16 protein-coding genes are annotated in these 20,904 nt (G+C 36.6%); 10 read left to right on the top strand and 6 right to left on the bottom strand.

All coding sequences use genetic code 11. The features are described 5' to 3' along the window. Nucleotides 1-138: 138 nt before the first annotated feature. The 5 genes from dapF (at nt 139) to AB9K26_RS02160 (ending at nt 4,170) form a co-directional block, all read left to right on the top strand. The gene (dapF, locus tag AB9K26_RS02140; RefSeq protein WP_369970885.1) at nt 139-918 is read left to right on the top strand and encodes a diaminopimelate epimerase; all 780 of its coding nucleotides are present in this window, start codon (nt 139-141) and stop codon (nt 916-918) included. Next, nucleotides 911-1,435 (top strand): GNAT family N-acetyltransferase, encoded by a 525-nt coding sequence (locus tag AB9K26_RS02145; protein ID WP_369970886.1) that lies wholly within the window; start codon nt 911-913, stop codon nt 1,433-1,435. Before dapF ends, AB9K26_RS02145 begins: the two co-directional genes overlap by 8 nt. A 1-nt stretch (nt 1,436) precedes the next feature. Continuing rightward, the gene (gene mltG, locus AB9K26_RS02150; protein WP_369970887.1) at nt 1,437-2,480 is read left to right on the top strand and encodes an endolytic transglycosylase MltG; all 1,044 of its coding nucleotides are present in this window, start codon (nt 1,437-1,439) and stop codon (nt 2,478-2,480) included. Then, entirely contained in the window at nt 2,481-3,389 is a 909-nt protein-coding gene (locus tag AB9K26_RS02155; protein WP_369970888.1) for a DUF2279 domain-containing protein, read from the top strand. 109 nt (nt 3,390-3,498) lie between these two features. Then, on the top strand, nt 3,499-4,170 hold the full coding sequence (locus AB9K26_RS02160) for a peptidoglycan-binding protein LysM (RefSeq protein ID WP_369970889.1): 672 nt from the start codon (nt 3,499-3,501) through the stop codon (nt 4,168-4,170). Between the two features lie 55 nt (nt 4,171-4,225). Here AB9K26_RS02160 and AB9K26_RS02165 read toward each other — a convergent pair whose 3' ends face one another. The 5 genes from AB9K26_RS02165 to AB9K26_RS02185 form a co-directional block, all read right to left on the bottom strand. Next, nucleotides 4,226-4,768: a mechanosensitive ion channel domain-containing protein gene (locus AB9K26_RS02165; RefSeq protein WP_369970890.1), complete on the bottom strand. Its 543-nt coding sequence runs from the start codon at nt 4,766-4,768 to the stop codon at nt 4,226-4,228. A gap of 77 nt (nt 4,769-4,845) precedes the next feature. Further along, on the bottom strand, nt 4,846-5,433 hold the full coding sequence (locus tag AB9K26_RS02170; RefSeq protein ID WP_369970891.1) for a Maf-like protein: 588 nt from the start codon (nt 5,431-5,433) through the stop codon (nt 4,846-4,848). Nucleotides 5,434-5,442: 9 nt separating this feature from the next. Continuing rightward, a complete protein-coding gene (locus AB9K26_RS02175; protein WP_369970892.1) occupies nt 5,443-6,354 on the bottom strand; it encodes a geranylgeranylglycerol-phosphate geranylgeranyltransferase in 912 nt (303 codons plus the stop codon). 2 nt (nt 6,355-6,356) lie between these two features. Continuing rightward, complete coding sequence (locus AB9K26_RS02180) at nt 6,357-6,887, bottom strand: KdsC family phosphatase (RefSeq protein ID WP_369970893.1); 531 nt, start codon at nt 6,885-6,887, stop codon at nt 6,357-6,359. Next, nucleotides 6,877-7,635 (bottom strand): Rossmann-like and DUF2520 domain-containing protein, encoded by a 759-nt coding sequence (locus AB9K26_RS02185; protein WP_369970894.1) that lies wholly within the window; start codon nt 7,633-7,635, stop codon nt 6,877-6,879. Before AB9K26_RS02185 ends, AB9K26_RS02180 begins: the two co-directional genes overlap by 11 nt. A gap of 84 nt (nt 7,636-7,719) precedes the next feature. Here AB9K26_RS02185 and AB9K26_RS02190 point away from each other — a divergent pair, with 84 nt between their 5' ends. The 3 genes from AB9K26_RS02190 (at nt 7,720) to mscL (ending at nt 11,954) form a co-directional block, all read left to right on the top strand. Next, on the top strand, nt 7,720-8,118 hold the full coding sequence (locus tag AB9K26_RS02190) for a group III truncated hemoglobin (protein ID WP_369970895.1): 399 nt from the start codon (nt 7,720-7,722) through the stop codon (nt 8,116-8,118). A gap of 94 nt (nt 8,119-8,212) precedes the next feature. Next, on the top strand, nt 8,213-11,425 hold the full coding sequence (ccsA, locus tag AB9K26_RS02195) for a cytochrome c biogenesis protein CcsA (protein WP_369970896.1): 3,213 nt from the start codon (nt 8,213-8,215) through the stop codon (nt 11,423-11,425). Nucleotides 11,426-11,510: 85 nt separating this feature from the next. Next, entirely contained in the window at nt 11,511-11,954 is a 444-nt protein-coding gene (gene mscL / locus AB9K26_RS02200) for a large conductance mechanosensitive channel protein MscL (protein WP_369970897.1), read from the top strand. Here mscL and AB9K26_RS02205 read toward each other — a convergent pair. Continuing rightward, nucleotides 11,951-12,616, bottom strand: a complete 666-nt coding sequence (locus tag AB9K26_RS02205; RefSeq protein ID WP_369970898.1) for an HAD family hydrolase — start codon at nt 12,614-12,616, stop codon at nt 11,951-11,953. The two genes, mscL and AB9K26_RS02205, sit on opposite strands and share 4 nt — an antisense overlap. A 264-nt stretch (nt 12,617-12,880) precedes the next feature. On the opposite strand from AB9K26_RS02205, the gene AB9K26_RS02210 reads away from it, so the two are divergent. Both AB9K26_RS02210 and AB9K26_RS02215 read left to right on the top strand, forming a co-directional pair. Then, nucleotides 12,881-14,287: an MATE family efflux transporter gene (locus tag AB9K26_RS02210; RefSeq protein ID WP_369970899.1), complete on the top strand. Its 1,407-nt coding sequence runs from the start codon at nt 12,881-12,883 to the stop codon at nt 14,285-14,287. Between the two features lie 314 nt (nt 14,288-14,601). Beyond that, complete coding sequence (locus AB9K26_RS02215; RefSeq protein WP_369970900.1) at nt 14,602-20,856, top strand: LamG-like jellyroll fold domain-containing protein; 6,255 nt, start codon at nt 14,602-14,604, stop codon at nt 20,854-20,856. The last annotated feature ends 48 nt before the right edge of the window (nt 20,857-20,904 follow it).

The following is a 20,904-nucleotide window of genomic DNA, read 5'->3' on the forward strand; positions in this document are numbered from 1 at the left end:
ATCTTTATTTAATTAGGTAACGATTAAAATTAATTATTTATTGATTTTCAAATTCAACTTTAACGATTTTTAACGTCACTTTTAACGGTCGTTTAACAGCTGAATTATCCTATCTTTATTTCTATATTTGCAAAAGCTATGCAAACATTATTCTATAAATATCAAGGTACTGGAAACGACTTTGTGATGATTGATAATCGTCAACAGGAATTCGACAAAAATAATACCAAACGTATTGCGTTTTTATGTGACCGACGTTTTGGCATTGGTGCTGACGGATTGATATTGTTGGAAGCACATGACAGTGTAGATTTTAAAATGGTATACTTTAATGCTGATGGAAATGAGAGTTCGATGTGCGGAAATGGAGGTCGCTGCATTACAGCCTTTGCTAAGTTTTTAGGCATCATAGAAAATAAGGCTACTTTTGAAGCCATTGATGGTCTGCACGAAGCTACTATTGACAATACCATAGTTAGCTTAAAGATGCAAGATGTCGATAAAGTTGAACGGTTTGAAAATCATGTATTTCTTGATACAGGATCGCCACACCATGTACAAATGGAACCTGATTTGAAAACCTTGGATGTGAAATCCAGTGGAAGTAAAATCCGCTATTCAGAAACTTATGGACAAGCGGGAACCAATGTGAATTTTGTTTGTAAAAACACAAATGACAATTTTTCAGTCAGAACCTACGAAAGAGGTGTTGAGGATGAAACCTTGTCTTGCGGAACAGGTGTAACTGCCGTAGCATTGGCCATGCATACTTTAGGAGCGTCTACAAGTAATATCATTGCACTTCAAACTGAAGGAGGTGCGTTGAAGGTGTCTTTTGAAACAAATGATAATGGTTATGAAAACATTTGGTTGATAGGAACAGCAACTCAAGTATTTAAAGGCGAAATCAATGATTAATCTTAAAGGTAAACATATATACCTCAGGGCATTGGAGCCTGAAGACTTGGAATTCGTTTATGCCATAGAGAATGACCAATCTATTTGGGAAATCAGCAATACCATTACACCATACTCGCGATATGTAATCAAACAATACCTTGAAAATGCACATAAAGATATCTTTGAGGTGAAACAATTGCGATTGGTTATATCCAACTTTGATGAAGAAACCATAGGTTTGATAGATCTTTTCGACTTTGATTTCACGAATAGAAGAGCAGGAGTTGGTTTGCTTATCAAGAATGAAAAAGACAGACAAAAAGGTTACGGAAAAGAGGCATTGGAATTGCTAATCTCGTATGCAAAACGACATTTGGACCTACATCAATTGTATTGCAATATTTCAGAAAGCAATACAAAGAGTTTAAAACTTTTTAAAAATCAAGGTTTTGAAATCGTGGGCTTAAAAAAAGATTGGAACTTGGTTGATAGCAAGTTTAAAAATGAATATTTACTACAACGAATTTTAAATTAATATGTACATCAAAAAAATTCTTTGGGCAATTGCCATCATAGGTCTCGTTATAGCAGGAGCATTTGCATATTATGTGTATAGCGCTATGTTTGAGCCCAATACAGCTTTTAATGAAGAAAAGGTTTATATCACTGTTCCTACAAATGCTTCTTATCAAGAAGTTAGATCCCAATTGGAACCTCTGTTGAAGGATATAGGTACTTTTGATGCTTTGGCTTCAAGAAAGCAATACAATACCAATCTGAAAGCTGGTAGATTTGTCATTAAGAAAGGTATGGGGAACAATGATATTATCAATTCTATAAGAACCAAAAACATACCTCTTAAGCTTGCTTTCAATAATCAAAATAGTCTAGAGGATTTAGCAGGAAGAATCAGTAGTCAGATTGAAGCTGATAGCAGTGCTTTATTGTCTGCTATGAGAGATTCTGAATTCCTTAAATCGAATGGCTTTTCAGAAAAAACCGCTTTAGGAATGTATATTCCCAACAGTTATGAGGTATTTTGGAATACGTCTGCTGAAGACTTCAGAGATCGCATGCTTAAAGAATACAATCGTTTTTGGAATGATACCAGGACCAATAAGGCAAAAGCTGTTCAGCTTTCAAAAAATGAGGTCATGGCATTAGCTTCCATTGTTCATGAAGAATCCAAAAAGGCAGCAGAACAACCTAGAATTGCAGGTGTTTATATGAATCGATTACGTATTGGTATGCCACTTCAAGCCGATCCAACATTAAAATTTGCTGCTTACAAACTTCCACAGTATCAGAATACGGTTATAAAAAGGGTTCTTAATGTTCATAAAGAAATCGACTCGCCTTATAATACCTATAAAAACGCAGGCTTGCCTCCAGGCTTAATTGGAATGCCAGATATATCTGCCATCGATGCTGTTCTCGATTATGAAAAGCATAACTACCTCTATTTTGCAGCCGATCCCCAAAAATTAGGGTATCATAAGTTTGCTAAGACATTAGCGCAGCACAATGTCAATGCAAGAGCTTACCAACGCTACTTGTCTTCACAAGGGATCAATAGATAGGTGAAGTTGTCTTGGGTACATATTGGTCTTGTTTTGATCTCGTGGTCTTCCTTTTCACAGTCAAAATTAGATGCTTTTCTAACACCCAGTGATACGTTACATATTCCTAGACGGAATGCAGTCATCATTACGGAAGCTTCCTTGGCAAGTATGGCTCTTATTGGTTTAGATCAACTTTGGTATGCCGATTATCCGAGATCTTCATTTCATACTTTAGACGATTCTGGTGAATGGTTACAAATGGACAAATTAGGGCATGTGTTTTCTGCCTATCAACTGGGAAAGGTTGGAGCAGATGCATTGAAATGGAGTGGCGTTCAGAAAAAAGACCAATTAATCTATGGCGCAACCTTAGGGTTTACTTTTTTAACAGCTATAGAAGTTATGGATGGCTATAGTGCTGAATGGGGATTTTCATGGACAGATATGGCAGCAAATTCTTTAGGGACTGGATTGTTTATCGGACAAGAATTATTGTGGGAAGAACAACGCATATTGATGAAGTATTCTTTCCATCAAACACAATATGCCTCCCAACGTCCTGATAAATTGGGAAACGGATTTATGGAAGAGTTTTTAAAGGATTATAACGGACAAACCTATTGGTTGAGTGCCAATGTAAAATCGTTCTTTAAATCCAGTAAAATACCTAGGTGGTTTAACATAGCTATTGGTTATGGAGCAGAGGGTATGTTGACCGGAAATGATGAGTCTGTTGATAACTTATTCATAAATCAAAATAGACAGCGTCAATTTTACCTGAGTTTGGACGTCGATTTATCAAAAATTAAGACAAAATCTAGGTTGTTGCAATCGTTGTTTGACGTTTTTAATACGATAAAAGTACCTTTTCCTACCTTGGAGTTCAACGATAAAAACGGCTTTAAGCTTCATTACATCTACTTTTAACAACACTTTAACCTCTTATTTTCAATAAATTAGAAAAAGGCGTATATTTGCAAGCTGAAATTGTAAGGTTATTTAGGGGACAATTTTCACCTTACATAAATTAGCTATTATGTTTAAAAAAATAAGTAATTATTTTGCTATCCCTCTAGCTATTTGTAGTGTTGTTTTTATGGCACTAAAACCGAGCCCTTCTCTGGATGTCGCCATGTATTCGACGGAAGGAATGGAACTAGACTTTACAGTACAAAAAGAAGAACCTTCTAAGGCTACTGAAGTTCATTTATCAAACCCTTTCCAAACACAGCATACCTATTTTCCATATTTAGGTAAATCGTATCACGGATTTAAAGAAGCTTTGGCTTTTAAAGAATCGAGAGGTGATTATTTTACTGTCAATACGTTAGGTTATTTGGGAAAATACCAATTTGGTGCTGAAACCTTAAAGCTCATTGGCATTTACAATCCACAAAAGTTCTTGTATACTCCTGAATTGCAGGAAAAAGCATTCTTAGCGAATGCCGAACGAAACAAGTGGATTTTAAGACGTGACATCAAACGTTTTGATGGTAAGTATATTAATGGTGTTTTGGTTACCGAATCAGGAATCCTTGCAGCTGCTCATTTGGCTGGACCTGGAAGTGTAAAGAAATTTTTGAGAAGTTATGGATCACAGAACTTTTCGGATGCTTATGGGTCAACTGTTAAGCATTATATGAAAAAGTTCTCAGGATACGATACGTCGTCTATAAAAGCAAACAAGAGAGCTAAGGCTATATTATAATATAGCGATCATGCATATATAAAATCCTTGGGTAAAGCACTCAAGGATTTTTTGTTTATAAGGCTTCGCTATCGTCATCAAGCAATTCGTGAATTGCATCTTTTTCTACTAGAGTTACCGCTTTTTGAAGAATGAGGTTGTTTGGATAAGTTACCAAATCGCCATTATCTAACCGTAAATGCAAATGAAAGGCTCTAATGTCTTCAATAATAGCTTCTACAGGAAAATCCTTATCATGAATTTCAATTTTATCACCAACCTTATAAGGAAAATTAAAGAACATGATTACGCCTGAAGTTATGTTGCTTAAAATAGACCATATGGCAAAAAGCCCAATTCCGATGACTGCAAAAACGGATGAAAACAACAATGTTAACTCTTTCAATTCTGCTCCAAATACAAAAGCTTCAATAATCAGTGCTATTACTAAAAGAGTCACTGAAACATAACGGCAAATCAGCTGAATTCGAGCATCATTGATGCCACTTTTACGACCAATTTTTTTTATTAATGTATGTGCAATTAGTCGAATGACAAATAATATGGCCAATACAATAATAGAGGTGATGATTTCAGAATGATAAGTTTCAAAAAACATAGAAGGTGATTTTTTTTTACAAAGATAAACGAATTGCTAGCCTTTTATTCAGAAAAAAGAATCTCTAAAATAAGATTTTAATCTATTATGCTTTTAAGGGTCTTGTAAACTAAATGTGTTGGTAAACCTACTACGTTGAAATACGAACCTTCTATATGAGTGATTCCAATATGGCCAATCCACTCTTGAATACCATAAGCACCAGCTTTGTCGAATGGTTTATAGCGATCAATGTAGTATTCAATTTCTTCTTCAGTCAGATCTTTAAAATTGACTTTAGTTATTGCATTAACTGTTTTTTGAAGTTTTGATGTCGTAAAACAAACTGATGTGATGACTTCATGGGTTTTTCCACTCATAGAAGATAACATCTCAAAGGCTTCATCGTGATTTATAGGTTTTCCTAAAGCTTTGTTATCATGCCAGACAATAGTGTCACTCGTAATAAGGATATCATTATCCTGTAATTCTTCTTTAAAGGGAATGGCTTTTAATTGTGATAAGTAATCACTGATCTCAAAGTGCTGTAATCTATCAGGATAGTCTTCTTTAATAGACTTCAAGCGAACTTCAAAATCAAGACCTAAATCCTTAAAAAATTGCTGTCTTCGAGGAGAACCTGAAGCCAAAATGAGATGATAGGATTTTAAAGCGTCTGCAAGCATATTTGAAATTTATTTCAGAATAAAAGGATATAATAATAAAGATAGCATTCCTAAAAGCATGATAATTTTATAGACATTACTTATGTGATGGTAATGCATTTTTGTCTTAGCCATAAAAATTTTAATGGAAGCATAGATAAGAGGTGCTAAAACAAAAAGTAAAAAATAACCAATAGCAATCTCTTGTTGATATATATAAGTTACAACAAAATATGTGACAGCGATAATTGGGAAAAAGCTAAATATAAAGGCAATGTATCTAGCACGCTCACGCCCTAAAGTAATAGGCAAGGTGTTCATTTGCGCTTTGTAATCACCATTGATGTCTTCAATATCTTTAACCATTTCACGAACCAAATTGACCAAAAAGGCAAATACAGCATAATCGAGAAGAATTTCAAACATAGTAAACTGCGTGCCGCTATTTTGTTCGGTTATTGCTGGAATCAAATCAAAAATACCAACAATGAGAATACTCATTCCTACCAAAATCGAGATGAGCAAATTACCGAAAAAAGGAGTTTGCTTCAAAAAGGAAGCATAGACATATAAGGCTGCTGAAATAATCACAAAAATTGAGAAAAACGGACTCCTTCCAACGCTATGTGATAAATAGAATCCTAACACTACACCAATAACATTTAAAGCTATAAATAAGTTGAAAGCGGTTTTTTCAGAAATATGCCTATCGATAACGACACGTTCAGGTTTATTTACCTTATCTGTTTCCAAATCATATATGTCATTGATGATATTACCAGCAGCAGCAATACAAAGCGTGGCAATAATTAAAACGATAAAACCTGAAGTACTAAGTGCTACATCAATCTGGAAAGGCTCAAATAAAGCATAGCGAATCAATAGTTGAACCAGAACGATGAGCAATAGATTTTTATAACGAATGAGCTGTAGTATATGCAAGGCTAGTCGTATTTGGCATCAAAATTAGCATTCCATTTTCCTTGAACTTTCATCACTTGTTCAATAATATCTCTAACAGCACCTTTTCCTCCGTTTTTGTGGGATACATATTTGCTAATGGACTTGATTTCATTAACGGCATCTTGCGGACAAGTTGGTAGTCCGACACACTTCATGACAGGCACATCCGGAATGTCATCTCCCATATACAATACATGTTCCAATTGGATCTGCTTTCTTTCAGTATATTCCTTAAGTTGATCTATTTTGTTATGAGCTCCTAAATAAATATCGGTAACACCCAGACCTTCCAAGCGTTTTTGAACTCCTAGATTACTTCCTCCTGAAATAATACAAATATTATAACCAGCATCAATAGCCGTTTTTAATGCATAACCATCTTTAATATTCATGCGTCTAAGCATGTCGCCATTGGTCATAATCGTTACTGTGCCATCAGTTAAGACACCATCTACATCAAAAATGAAGGTGGTAATGTTTGGTAAATATTCTTTGTAGCTTTTATCTTCCATGAGTATTTTGGATGGATTTAGTCAACAACTTATAAATAGTTTTATGCTCTTCATTTTTAAGTTGTTTCAAATGTTTTTTTATGGTGCTTTTGTCGTTGCGTTTTGCAGGTCCAGTTTGCGCTCTGTAAGGAGAAAGCTCTTGGACTTTTTCTGCAGTTTCTTTAATCAAGGGTTTCAGTAAATCGAATTCAGTGCTGGTCGATTCTGTAATTTCTTGTGCAATTCGGTATAATTGATTCGTAAAATTATTAACAAAAACAGCAGCCAAATGTAGTGAAGCACGTTGCTCACTATTCACACGTTTGGTGTGTTCTGAAATTGCGGTTGCAAGCTCTTTGAGCAAGTGGTAATCTGCTTTATCGAGTGTTTCCAAGCAAATCGGCACTTCTGAAAAATCGATGTCAGCTGATTTGGAAAAACTTTGTAAAGGGTAAAAAACGCCACGTCTGTGTTTTTTGTCAATATCGTGAATACTAACACTACCAGAGGTGTGTACGACCAATCTGTTTTCAAAAGGTAGTTTTGAAGAGAGCTCTGAAACCGCATCATCGCTCACAGCCAAAATATAAATGTCGGCTTCTTTTAATTCAGAAATATTATCTGAAATCAAAACGTCGTTTTGAAACGATTGAAGTGGTTTCAAATTTCGATTGTACCATTGCTTAACGTCAATGTCTTCAGAATTTTGAAAGGCTTTATATAAATGGCTGGCTACATTTCCAGCGCCAAGAATAACAACAGAAATCATAGTGCTAAAATACAATAGAATTACGACATACAAATGAAACTATTTAATATTACTGCATGCTTTTAATTCGCTACCTTTGATGATATGAAAAAAGATATCGAAAATCGAAGCGATATTGCTCTGTTGGTTTCAGAATTCTACAAAAAAGTCAAGATAGATAAAACTTTGGGACCTTTTTTTAATAATACTATTAGTGACTGGGATTCACATTTAGATCACTTAACTACATTTTGGGAAACCAGTTTATTCATGACCAAACCTTTAGAAAAAAAGTATAGAGGAAATCCTTTGGAAGTCCATATTGAGGTCGATAAACAATTCAATTATTCCATAACTGAACTCCATTTTGGATTATGGCTCAATCTATGGTATCAAACCTTAGATGAATTTTTCGAGGGAGAGGTTGCTGATAATGCTAAAAGAAGAGCACGAAAAATGGCCACATTTATATATCTTAAAATTTTTGAGGTGCGATCAAATTAATTCCAGTGTCTTTAACACATTTTTGAAATGGAATCATGGGTTTTAAATGAACTAAAATAATTACCTTTGCACAGCAAAAAATATACGAAAAGCTATGCAAAAAAAAATTGCCAATTTCCTATTTTCAACTCGACTTACTGGTGTTTTATTCATTGTTTTTGCAATAGCTATGATTACAGGAACTTTCCTGGATGCCAATCAGGAAACCTCACCAACACCTTACACACGCTATTGGATTTATAATGCTTGGTGGTTTGAGTTGATTATGGTCATCTTCGTAATCAACTTTATAGGCAATATTTTTAGATACCGACTGCTGAGAAAGGAAAAATGGGCAACCTTAATTTTGCATTTGGCTTTTATCTTTATCATCATTGGAGCAGGAATCACACGATATATTGGTTATGAAGGATGGATGCCGATTAAGGAAGGAGAAACTACCAACAACTATCTAACCAGAACTATTTATGTGACTGCCTATATTGATGGCGATTATGTGGTTAATGGATTGCCACAACGACGAGTTGTTAACGAACCAGTCGATTTCTCTGAACGCTTAAGCAATGATTTTGAAGTAACTGCAGATTATAACGGGACACCTGTAACAATTTCAGCAGAAAAATTTATTAAAAATGCTGAAATTGATATAGTTCCAACAGATGATGGTGAGTCTTATTTGAAAATAGTTGAATCTTCAGGAGGCGAACCTCATAACCATTTTTTAAAGGATGGTGAGGACCAACTGATTCACAATATCATCTTTACACTCAATAATCCAAAAAAAGGCGCTATTAACATCACAACCGATGATCAGAATGGTATATTCATCGAATCGCCTTTTGAAGGGGAATTTATGACCATGGCAACGCGAGCCACTGGTACTTTGGTTCAGGATTCCATTCAACCACTTGCTTTACGATCTCGATATCAAATAGGTAACTTGTCCATGGTTTTTCCTAAGCCAGTAGTTAAAGGTGAGTTTGAATTGGTGAAGCGTTCGCAAATGTTGCGTGGTAGTGAAGATGGTGTGACCGTTGCTGTCTCAGCGAATGGCGACACCAAACGTGTTCATTTATTGGGAGGTCAATACAATAGTGGAAAATTTGAGCAAGTAAAAGTTGGAGGTTTTGATGTGGCTGTAAAGTATGGCTCCTTGGTTAAGGAATTGCCTTTCAGTATCAAGCTCAACGATTTTAATGCTGAGGTGTATCCAGGAACAGAGGATAGCTTTTCTTCTTTCGAAAGCAAGGTTACAGTTGTTGACGAAGAGGAAGGTAATTTCGATTACCACATCTATATGAACCATATTTTGAACCATAAAGGCTATCGCTTTTTTCAAGCGAGTTTCGATCCAGATCTTAAAGGAACAAAGCTTTCTGTTAATCACGATGCTTGGGGAACTTGGATCACTTATATAGGCTACATGTTATTGTACTTCGGATTGATGGCGATATTATTTGTTAAAGGATCACGTTTTGGTGATTTGAAACGCATGCTTGATAAGGTTAAATCCAAAAAGGCTAAAGTACTTTCAATTCTTTTGCTTCTTGTGAGCCTCTCTGGTTTTTCACAGCAACATTCTGAAGATGATGGTCATGACCATTCACAGCCGACAAATTCAATCGCTAAGCCAACAAAAGCTCAAATTGACTCGATCATAAAAGCCAATATTACTCCTAAAGCGCATTCAGATGCCTTCGGAAAATTGGTTATTCAAGATTATAGTGGTCGAATGATGCCAATGAACACCTATGCATCAGAAGTCTTAAGAAAAGTAAGTAAGAAAGATCATTACGAAGATTTTGATGCTAATCAAGTCATGCTTTCCATGCAGGAAAGTCCATTATTTTGGTATAATGTCCCAATCATTTATTTAGCCAAACGAAAAGGAGATTCCATTAGACATCTTATTGGCGTTGATGAAAGTGAAAAGTATGTGGCATTGACCGATTTCTTAGAAGACGATGGAACATACAAGTTAGGACCTTATCTAGAAGATGCCTATAAAACACAGGTTCCAAATGGCTATCAGAAAGAATTCAAGGAAACCGATCAACGGATTAATTTGTTGTTCAGTACGATTGAAGGAAGGTCTTTAAAGATTTTTCCGGTGCCTGGTGATGAGAAAAATACGTGGATTTCACCTTTGGAATATCGCGAAGGTTATCAGCAGAAAGTCAACGATACCATCTATGGAAAGTTTATTGAAAATAGTTTTAGCTATTATCTTTCAGAACTCTACAAAGCAAAACAAACAGGTGATTTTACCACAGCGGACAAATTATTGGAAGGGTTTAAAAGAAATCAGCAAAAGTTAGGTGGTGAGGTGATGATTTCCGAAGATCGTATTAATGCTGAGGTATTGTACAATAAATACGATATTTTCAAAAAGCTCTTCAGTTGGTATATGTATGCTGGCACCTTGTTGTTTATTCTCCTTATTGTACAGATTTTTAAAGCACAGAATAAGATTTTGAATAACGTTGTAAAAGCATTAGGAGTCATTATTTTACTACTGTTTCTTACACATACCTTAGGCTTGGTTGTAAGATGGTATATTTCGGGTCATGCACCATGGAGTGATGCTTATGAATCCATGATTTATGTCGCTTGGGCAACCATGTTTTTCGGATTGGCTTTCGGACGGAAAAGTATGTTGACGATTGCTGCAACGGCCTTTGTAACCTCCATGATTTTGATGGTTGCCCATTGGAATTGGATGGATCCTGCCATTGCAAATCTACAACCGGTTTTAGATAGCTATTGGTTAATGATTCACGTAGCTGTGATTGTTGCAAGTTATGGGCCATTTACTTTAGGAATGATTTTAGGAGTCACCGTTTTACTACTGATGATTTTTACCACTAAATCCAATAAACAGAAGATGTTGCTCAATATTCAGGAACTGACAATCATCAATGAAATGTCATTAACGGTTGGATTGGTGATGCTTACTATTGGAAATTTCCTTGGAGGTATGTGGGCAAACGAAAGTTGGGGACGATATTGGGGTTGGGACCCAAAAGAAACTTGGGCGCTGATTAGTATCATGGTATACGCGTTTATCATTCACATGCGATTGATTCCTGGTCTTCGCGGGCGCTATGGATTTAACTTGGCTTCCATAATTGGTTTTTCGAGTATCATATTTACTTATTTCGGAGTGAACTTTTATTTGTCCGGATTGCATTCCTACCAATCAGGTCAGCAAATCGCTAGTTTGCAAATTATTGCCATTGCAGTAAGTATTGTTGCTGTCCTAGGCTTTTTGGCTTACCGAAAGTATGTGATGTTCTACAAAAAATAGACCTCTTCAAGTATTTAGCACTCTTTTTAATTCTGTTTTGTAGGTATTAAATATCTTTGTCGCTTGTAAATTTAAAAGGACAAGTATGAAATTTTTAAAGGAATTCAAAGAGTTTGCTGTCAAAGGTAACATGATGGATATGGCCATCGGAATCATTATAGGTGCAGCGTTTAATAAGGTTATTGATGTGCTGGTTAAAAAAGTGTTTCTTCCTCCGTTAACACTCATGACTGACGGTTTGAATTTTCAAAATCAGAAATACGTGTTACGGGAAAGAATCTTAAATGCGCAAGGCGACATTATAACAGATGAGGTTGCTATAGAATACGGTGTGTTATTTGAAACCTTCTTAGATTTCTTGATTGTAGGATTAACAGTATTTATTGTGGTAAAAGCAATGAACCGTTTAAAATCGAAAGCTGAAGACCCTAAAAATGAAGGCGTCTCTACACCAAAGGATATAGAGTTACTGTCAAATCTTACTGAATTGATGGAAGAACAAAATGCATTGTTACGTAAGAATTCCTAAATAAGACTGAAAAGCTGTTTCAGATTATTGAATTTTATATCGGAAAAAGATTCCACAACACGATCAGCTCGACTGTAATCTTGAGCTAAAGAATGCGGACCTTTAAATGCTACACAAAAGGCTTTCGCTTCCTTGGCAGCAATAATTCCATTGGAGGAATCTTCAATAACGAAACAGTCTTCAATGGCATGACCAGCAACATCAGCTGCTTTCATGAAAATCTCAGGATGTGGTTTGGAAGCTTCTAATTCGGCACCACTAACTTTTCCTTTAAAATAGGGGTTTAGATTAAAGCGATTAAAAATAAGGTTGATGTTTTCCATCGTTGATGAAGAGGCGACAACAAGTTGCAAGCCGTTGGCATGATAATCTTTTATCAAATCCAAAACTCCATCCATAAGCGTAAGCGATTTAGAGGTATCGAATAAGGCTTTGTAATGATCACGTTTAATGTCCATGACCGTATAAGGTGAAAGTGGAAGTTTAAAATGTTCCACAACGGTTTGACAAATCGAGAATGTGGTTTGTCCGATTAATGAATTGTAAAATTTATCGGATACTTGAATATTAAGGTCTTGAAATGTTTGAAAATGGGCTTTTCGATGGAGAGGTTCGGTATCAACTATAACACCATCCATGTCAAATAATACAGCTTTGAACATAGGTTTTAATCAGTTAGTTGAGACGAATATAAGTAAAAGCATACTGAGAATCAATAACTTCAGAATACATTGGTTGAGTAGTCGTTTTGTTCGATAAAGTGCAAATTTTGATTAAATGAGAGGTTGATTGCATTTTGAATTGACTAAAATTAAATGCAATTTTGCTCTCACGGTTGATTGTCATCAGATGGAAGCCTCAAAAATCAACTAAATTCAAGCCACATCTTTTATAAACTTGGATATAAATGTAATTAGCAATCTGTAATGACAAAATCAACCTTATCCCTTAAACAAATAGGCAGTCTATTTAAGCAAGCTGTCTCTGGCAAAGAGCAAGAATTCACATCTGGAAGTATTAGAAAAGCTGTCTTTATGCTTTCCGTACCAATGATTCTTGAAATGCTTATGGAATCCATATTTGCGGTTGTCGATATCTTTTTTGTTTCTAAAGTTAGTGTAAATGCCGTAGCTACTATTGGTTTGACAGAATCTGTAGTAACCCTTATTTACGCAGTTGCTATTGGTCTGAGTATGGCTGCAACAGCTATTGTTGCTCGAAGGGTTGGTGAAAAGGAATATGAAAAAGCATCTCAAGCGGCTGTTCAGGTTATCGTATTGGGCATCGTAGTGTCTTTAATTATTAGTGCTATCGGAATTCTATTTCCTAAGGAAATCCTACAACTTATGGGAGGTGAGAATGACCTTGTTGCTGAAGGATTTGGCTATACGCAGATTCTTTTAGGAGGGAATGTAACCATAATGCTATTGTTTTTAATCAATGCTATTTTTAGAGGAGCAGGAGATGCTTCAATTGCCATGTGGGCTTTGGTGATTTCAAATGTTCTAAACATCATTTTAGACCCAATACTGATTTTTGGTTTGGGACCAATCCCAGAATTTGGTGTTAAAGGAGCAGCTATCGCCACGACGATTGGAAGAGGTACAGCTGTAGTTTTTCAACTACTGGTGTTATTTTATGGGTGGAGCAAGATTAAGGTGCGTATCAAGGATGTAGTCGTTAGGATTGCAGTTATGGTCAATCTGATAAAGGTATCCTTGGGAGGAATAGGGCAGTTCTTGATAGGAACGTCTTCATGGGTATTCTTAATGCGCATTATGAGTGAATTTGGAAGTGAGGTCTTAGCTGGATATACCATAGCCATAAGAGTAATGATGTTTACATTGATGCCAGCCTGGGGAATGAGTAATGCTGCAGCAACTTTAGTAGGTCAAAACCTTGGAGCTAAACAACCAAAAAGAGCTGAAGAATCCGTATGGAAAACAGGCAAATACTGTGCTTATTTTATGGGATTGGTTTCTATAGTTTATTTGGTTTTTGCCACTCAGATTGTGTCTTGGTTTACCTCTGAACCAAATGTTGTTTCTGCTGGAAGCCTATGTCTTCGTATTATGGCTTCTGGATACATTTTTTATGCCTATGGTATGGTTGTTATCAATGCGTTTAATGGTGCTGGAGATACGGTGACACCAACCATCATTAATTTTGTTTGCTTTTGGTTGTTTCAGTTGCCATTTGCATACCTAATGGCATTAACTTTTGATTTTGGCCCAACAGGTGTGTTCTTGGCTATTGTATTCGCAGAAGTATTAATTTCTATCGTAGCCATTATTTGGTTTAAAAAAGGACGATGGAAGCTTACGGAGGTATAATAACAGTAAATTCTTTCAATTTTATATAACATATTGATTATAAAGACTCTGTAAACTTAAGAGTTGCGTGCTTTTAATCTGCTATTTTGACGTTTCAACGAATTAACTTATTGAAAATCAGTATACATAGAATATTCTGGTGTTTCAACGACTATTTTATTTGACAAGACATTGTATCCGTAATTTTACATTCCCTTGATGAACATTTTTGTTATATAATAATCCCTTCAAATAACGGTGTTCATGTTTTCTCTCCATTGAACAAAACATGTTTTGTAAGAATAGGCTTTGTGTTTAAAACAAAATCTGAATACATGAAAAAACAATATTTTACTTTGAGGTTTTTGGTAGCTCTTATGCTAGTTACATTTAATGTTTCGTATTCTCAATCGGATATTTACGAAAGTTATGTTGTTTTAGATATTAATGGTTCTGGAAATGTTTATTACGACTTAAATGTCGATACAGCAAATCCTAATTTTGAAGGGGTTAATTTAGGGACCTTCAATCCATCGAACAGCTTGGTTTTGAATGGAGCACAGAACCAAACATACAAGTGCGGAACCCATAATATACTTAATAGCTTTATAGATTATAGAATTTATCTAACAGGAAATACACCTCCTGCTTTCATTCCTTCAGAGATATTATTTAATACTGATGACGGAACTTCTAACTTTTGTTCAGGAACAAGTGTTGATCAAACATGGGAATCTACTGGAGCTAATATAGATATCCTAAATGGATTACCATCTGGTGATTATACGCTTGAAGTGTATACGCGTTCTGATGCCGATTATGACGGAGATAACATTCTTGATAACACATATTATATTAGTAATGGTGGATTTAATTACAGAGCTACATTTAGAGTAGACAATCCGCCAACTGCTGTTTGTACAAATTTTACAGCGCAACTTGATTCTAGTGGAAATGTTACAATTTCAGCAAATGATGTTGACTCAGGAAGTTCTGATGACTTTGGAATTGCTTCCATGGGTGTTACACCAAATAGCTTTAACTGTAGTAATATAGGAAATAACACGGTTACTTTAACTGTTACAGATACTGACGGACAAACAAATTCTTGTACTGCAACTGTAACAGTAGTCGATAGTATTGACCCAACGACACCGACCCTTTCGACAGTGACTGGCGAGTGCTCCGCAACGGCAAGCGTTCCAACGACAACGGACAACTGCTCTGGAACGGTCACGGGAACGACCTCTGATCCGCTAACCTATAACGCTCAAGGAACCTATACGATCACCTGGACGTTCGACGACGGTAACGGGAACGTTATCACGGTCCCACAGACGGTCATCGTTGACGACGTTACGGACCCAGCGACACCGACCCTTTCCACGGTAACTGGCGAGTGCTCCGCAACGGCAAGCGTTCCAACGACAACGGACAACTGCTCTGGAACTATCACGGGAACGACCTCTGATCCGCTAACCTATAACGCTCAAGGAACCTACACGATCAACTGGACGTTCGACGACGGCAACGGGAACGTTATCACGGTCCCACAGACGGTCATCGTTGACGACGTGACAGATCCAGCGATACCGACCCTTTCGACAGTGACTGGCGAGTGCTCCGCAACGGCAATCGTTCCAACGACAACGGACAATTGCTCTGGAACGGTCACAGGAACGACCTCTGATCCGCTAACCTATAACGCTCAAGGAACATACACGATCACCTGGTCATTCGACGACGGTAACGGCAATGTCATCACAGTACCTCAGACAGTTATTGTAAACGATACTACAGATCCTGCGACACCGACCCTTTCGACAGTGACTGGCGAGTGCTCGGCAACGGCAAGCGTTCCGACGACGACGGACAACTGCTCTGGAACGGTCACAGGAACAACATCAGATCCGCTAACCTATAACGCCCAGGGAACCTATACGATCACCTGGACTTTCGATGATGGTAACGGCAATGTTATCAGTGTCCCACAGACGGTCATCGTAGACGACGTGACGGACCCATCGACACCTAGTTTACCAATACTTACAGGTCAATGCTCAGTTACTGTACCTATACCAACAATCTCTGATAATTGTTCAGGGACAATTTCAGGAACAACTTCTGATCCATTGGTTTATAATACTCAGGGTGCGTTTGCAATTACTTGGAATTTTGATGATGGTAACGGAAATTCAATCAGTGCTGTACAAAATGTAGTTATTAATGATACTGTTGATCCGATACCAACGTGTCAAGACATCACAATTCAGTTGAGTGATACAACAGGTATTGCAACAATTACTGGTAGTCAAATTGACAATGGGTCATCAGACAACTGTGGAGTAGTTAATTTTTCTTTATCTCAAGATATATTTGATTGTACAGACATAGGTAGTAATGTCATTGTTTTAACTGTAGATGATGGTAATGGGAATTCTGCTATTTGTACTTCCGTAGTTACAGTTGTTAGTCCAAATATTTCAGGAGGAACAGCTTTGGGGTATTTAAATAATACAGAGACAATTGCTGATCAAGATAATTTGATAGAAGTAACCGCTTGTCCAGATGAACCACAAAACGCAACAATTAATTTGACTGGTCACTCAGGGAGTGTTGCCTATTGGGAAACATCACTTGATGGTGGACTGAATTGGACTACTGTGGCAAATACGACTACGACATTTTATTATCCAAATATTCTGCAAACAACATTGGTTAGAGCCGTTATCCAAATTGGATCTTGCCAAGCTAAATCATCAATTGCTCAAGTTGTGGTTATTCCGCCAGATGTTCCACCAACGATTATTGGACCAGATACATTTGAGTCTTGTATAGGAGATGATATTGTTGTTACTGCAGAAAGTTCTTTTGGAATTAATTCTGGCTTCAATAACGGAGGAATGTTCAACGAGGCTAACTTGAATAACTTAGGATGGACAGTTGATGGTGCTGCTGAGATGTCTGCAGGTGGAAACAATACAAATAATACCTACTGGAAATTAACGAATGGACCAAAGAAGTTTAATGGAAAATGTTTTGATTCTCCTGATGGAAACAAATTTGCTGTTGTAAGTGGGATTCCTCCTTATGTAAATCCTGATCATACTATAACGCCTTTATCAACATTGGAAACTTCTGTATTTAGTACTTTAGGTTTATCTACAGCGACTTTAGAGTTTGATCAAGCTTATTTTTTAGAAGCTGGAGCATGGCTCTCTATAGAATTGTCATTAGATGGAGGAGCAACTTATCCAATAACTTTAGATCCAGGTGCAGGTTATAATTATACTGGTCCGAGTGATACAGGCTTTGTTAATGGTCAATCTATCGGATTTGGAGGACAATGTAGAAATAATCCTGGAACCTTAGTTGATAATCACGTAGTTATAGATCTACAAAATTATATTGGCTTGTCTAATATGCGAATTAGATTTACCTATTCTGGTACAGCTAATAGTGTTTGGGCTCTTGAAAATATCACCATTCCTCAAGCACCAGTTGATGAGGTTATTGAGTGGACAGACGGAACAGGTGTGGTGGTAACAACCGGTTCAACAACAACTATAAGTCCAGTAACTCCTGGTGTTCAAACGTTTGGTGTAACCTCTTTAATTAATGGATGTAGAGCTGATGGAGATGAAGGTACAGAGTTTATATCAGTAAATGCAAGCTTAGCCTATGCTGGAGAAGATATTGTTCAGATTATTGGTGAATGCGGTGAAGAAGTTTCTTTGAATGCTTACGATAATGATTTAACAGCTGCGCAAAATATTGCTAATGGTGTATCTAATCCAGCGCTATTCACAACAGGTACTTACCCTGGAACTCAAGAAGCTGGCGTGTGGTCTGCTACTGTGATTTCAGGTTGTGGTACTAACTATAGTTTTTCAGATATATCTAGTCCGAGATCTAAGTTTTCAGCAGAACCTGGTACCTATGAATTAACTTGGTCAATTCCAACAAGAGGCTGTTCAGATACAGTTTTGGTAACTATAGAAAGTTGTCCGAGTGTTGATTTTGATGGTACGGATGATTATGTCACTTTTGATGATAACTTTACGCTTTCCAATCAATTTAGTATTGAAGCTTGGGTGAAACCGAATTCAATAACAGGTACGCAAACCATTTTTTCAAAAAGAAATGCAAACGACTTATCTTCTGGATATGATTTGCGATTAGTAGGAAGTACTGTGCAATTCCGATGGAATAATACTGGAGTGATTCAATCTACATACCCAATTTCTACAAATAGATGGTACCATGTCGCTGTGACTAATTCTAGTGGAACCTACAGATTATATATCGATGGTATTGAGGTAAGTTCACCAGTATCTGGTTCTGCTCCAGCATCAAATGGAATGAAAGCTTTAGCAGGTGCAATGGATCAAAATGGAAATCCAACTACCAGACCTGTATACTATTTTAATGGTTGGATTGATGAACTTCGTATTTGGAATACCGCATTAAGCACGCATCAGATTCGAAAGATGATGAATCAAGAAATCATTGATAATACTGCGGTTAGAGGAGCAGTCGTTCCTTTAGATGTTGCTGGATTGAACTGGACAGATTTAAGTGGTTACTACCGAATGGATATCACTTGTGGTTATCTAATTCCTTATGCAGGAAGTGTTAGAGGTCAGTTGAGAAATATGAATTCTGCTCAACAGCAAACAGCTCCACTGCCGTACACGTCTAGGGTTGATGGTCAAAATTGGAGTACAGATAACACCTGGACAAACTTTAATGTTTGGGATGCTCCTAATAGTTTAGGGGTTGATGGATCAACTCCAATAGACTGGAATATTGTCCAAGTTTCCCATGACATCAGTTCAGGAAATAAGGATATTACAGTTTTAGGATTGATTTCAGATACCACAAATAAAGAATTGACCATAACCGATCCGTTTACCGCTCAAGACGAAACCAATGACGGACAAATGCTTAGAGTAACCCATTACCTCAAATTAGATGGTATTATAGATCTTGTGGGTGAGTCCCAACTTTTCCAAGATGAGGATAGTGTTTTAGATGTGTCAAGTAGTGGTAAGCTTGAAAGAGACCAACAAGGAACTTCAAATTTATATAATTACAATTATTGGAGCTCGCCAGTAAGCACTATAAATGCGAGTGCTAATAATATACCATTCAGTATAGATGATGTTTTAAAAGATGGAACCAATTCAGCAAACCCATTAAATCTACAATGGATTATGGGACAAAATGCTAACGGAAGTACAATGCCTATTACTCAAACTAGCAGATGGCTTTATACGTATGAAAACTATCCTGAAGATTCGTATGCCTCATGGAATGCTATTAATGAAACAAGTAATATTAGCACAGGTTTAGGCTTTACTATGAAAGGAAGTGGTGCTGGTGATCCTATTGCTGATTATCAAAACTACGTGTTTGTTGGTAAACCTAACAACGGGAATATAACAACACCTGTTACCGTTGGAAATCAGGCATTAGTTGGAAATCCATATCCTTCAGCTATTGATGCGAACCTGTTTATTCTAGATAATATTCCTGGTGGTAACTCAGGAACAACCCAAAGTATCGATGGTACTCTGTATTTCTGGGAGCACTACACTTCAAATTTCACACATATTCTTGAAGAGTACGAAGGTGGTTATGCTACCTATAATTTAACCGGAGGAAATGCAGCGGTGTCACCTCCTTTAGTAAGTGGTAATGGTACGCCTACTAAATTACCATCACGTTATGTGCCTGTATCACAAGGCTTTTTCGTAACAGCAAGTAATACAGGTGGATCCATTCAGTTTAAGAATAGTCAAAGAGGATTTGTAAGAGAAAGCTTAGGGAACTCTGTATTTATTAGGAGTAGTTCAGCAAACTATGATGATGCTCAAACAGATTCTGATTCTGAAATAAAGCGCGTACGATTGGATTTTAAAACTTCCGAAGGGGCAATTAGACCATTATTGCTTGGATTTGTTTCTAACGGATTTGCGACTGATGCCATCGATTATGGTTATGATGCTGAAAATACCGATTCGGAATTTTCAAACGATGCGTTCTGGAATATAGAAAACAGAGATTTTACTACGCAAGGAGTTGGTTCATTTGCGGTTGACAAACAATATCCTTTGTCTATGTATATTAGTGATGCAGGAACTTATGAAATTTCCTTAAAAGCTTTGGAAAATTTTGACGAAGATGTTGAAGTATTCATTTATGATGTAGTTACAGGAAATTATTTCAATATCAATACGGAAGCCTTCCAGATTACATTGGATGCCAATACTTATGTTGACAGATTTTTTGTAACATTCCAATCTGAGGACACATTATCAACTGTTGCATCTCAAGAAAGTCAGACTATTATTAATTATCTGAATGCAACTTCAGAAATATATGTGAAGACTTTTAATACTTCTGAAATCAATCAAATACGTTTGGTAAATATTTTAGGGCAAGAAATTCAAAGTTGGAATAATACCTTAGACTATGTAGTTGGTTCAGCAATTCGAATTCCAGTACAAAATATGTCAACAGGAACTTACATTATTGAGGTTCATACAGATCGTACGATTCTTAACACTAAAGTTATCATTAAATAATGGTTCCAATTAAATAATTACTGTGTCTTTTTTGTAATTTTAGAACAC

It is taken from the genome of Psychroserpens sp. XS_ASV72 (assembly GCF_041224425.1).
Classification (GTDB): domain Bacteria; phylum Bacteroidota; class Bacteroidia; order Flavobacteriales; family Flavobacteriaceae; genus Psychroserpens.

Excerpts from the sequence above, each read along its gene's own strand:
- dapF (WP_369970885.1), top strand. The coding sequence starts at position 139 with ATGCAAACATTATTCTATAAATATCAAGGTACTGGAAACGACTTTGTG.
- AB9K26_RS02215 (WP_369970900.1), top strand. The coding sequence starts at position 14,602 with ATGAAAAAACAATATTTTACTTTGAGGTTTTTGGTAGCTCTTATGCTA.
- AB9K26_RS02185 (WP_369970894.1), bottom strand. The coding sequence starts at position 7,635 with ATGATTTCTGTTGTTATTCTTGGCGCTGGAAATGTAGCCAGCCATTTA.
- AB9K26_RS02210 (WP_369970899.1), top strand. The coding sequence starts at position 12,881 with ATGACAAAATCAACCTTATCCCTTAAACAAATAGGCAGTCTATTTAAG.
- AB9K26_RS02165 (WP_369970890.1), bottom strand. The coding sequence starts at position 4,768 with ATGTTTTTTGAAACTTATCATTCTGAAATCATCACCTCTATTATTGTA.
- AB9K26_RS02190 (WP_369970895.1), top strand. The coding sequence starts at position 7,720 with ATGAAAAAAGATATCGAAAATCGAAGCGATATTGCTCTGTTGGTTTCA.
- AB9K26_RS02170 (WP_369970891.1), bottom strand. The coding sequence starts at position 5,433 with ATGCTTGCAGACGCTTTAAAATCCTATCATCTCATTTTGGCTTCAGGT.
- AB9K26_RS02205 (WP_369970898.1), bottom strand. The coding sequence starts at position 12,616 with ATGTTCAAAGCTGTATTATTTGACATGGATGGTGTTATAGTTGATACC.
- AB9K26_RS02180 (WP_369970893.1), bottom strand. The coding sequence starts at position 6,887 with ATGGAAGATAAAAGCTACAAAGAATATTTACCAAACATTACCACCTTC.
- AB9K26_RS02145 (WP_369970886.1), top strand. The coding sequence starts at position 911 with ATGATTAATCTTAAAGGTAAACATATATACCTCAGGGCATTGGAGCCT.
- ccsA (WP_369970896.1), top strand. The coding sequence starts at position 8,213 with ATGCAAAAAAAAATTGCCAATTTCCTATTTTCAACTCGACTTACTGGT.
- mscL (WP_369970897.1), top strand. The coding sequence starts at position 11,511 with ATGAAATTTTTAAAGGAATTCAAAGAGTTTGCTGTCAAAGGTAACATG.
- mltG (WP_369970887.1), top strand. The coding sequence starts at position 1,437 with ATGTACATCAAAAAAATTCTTTGGGCAATTGCCATCATAGGTCTCGTT.
- AB9K26_RS02160 (WP_369970889.1), top strand. The coding sequence starts at position 3,499 with ATGTTTAAAAAAATAAGTAATTATTTTGCTATCCCTCTAGCTATTTGT.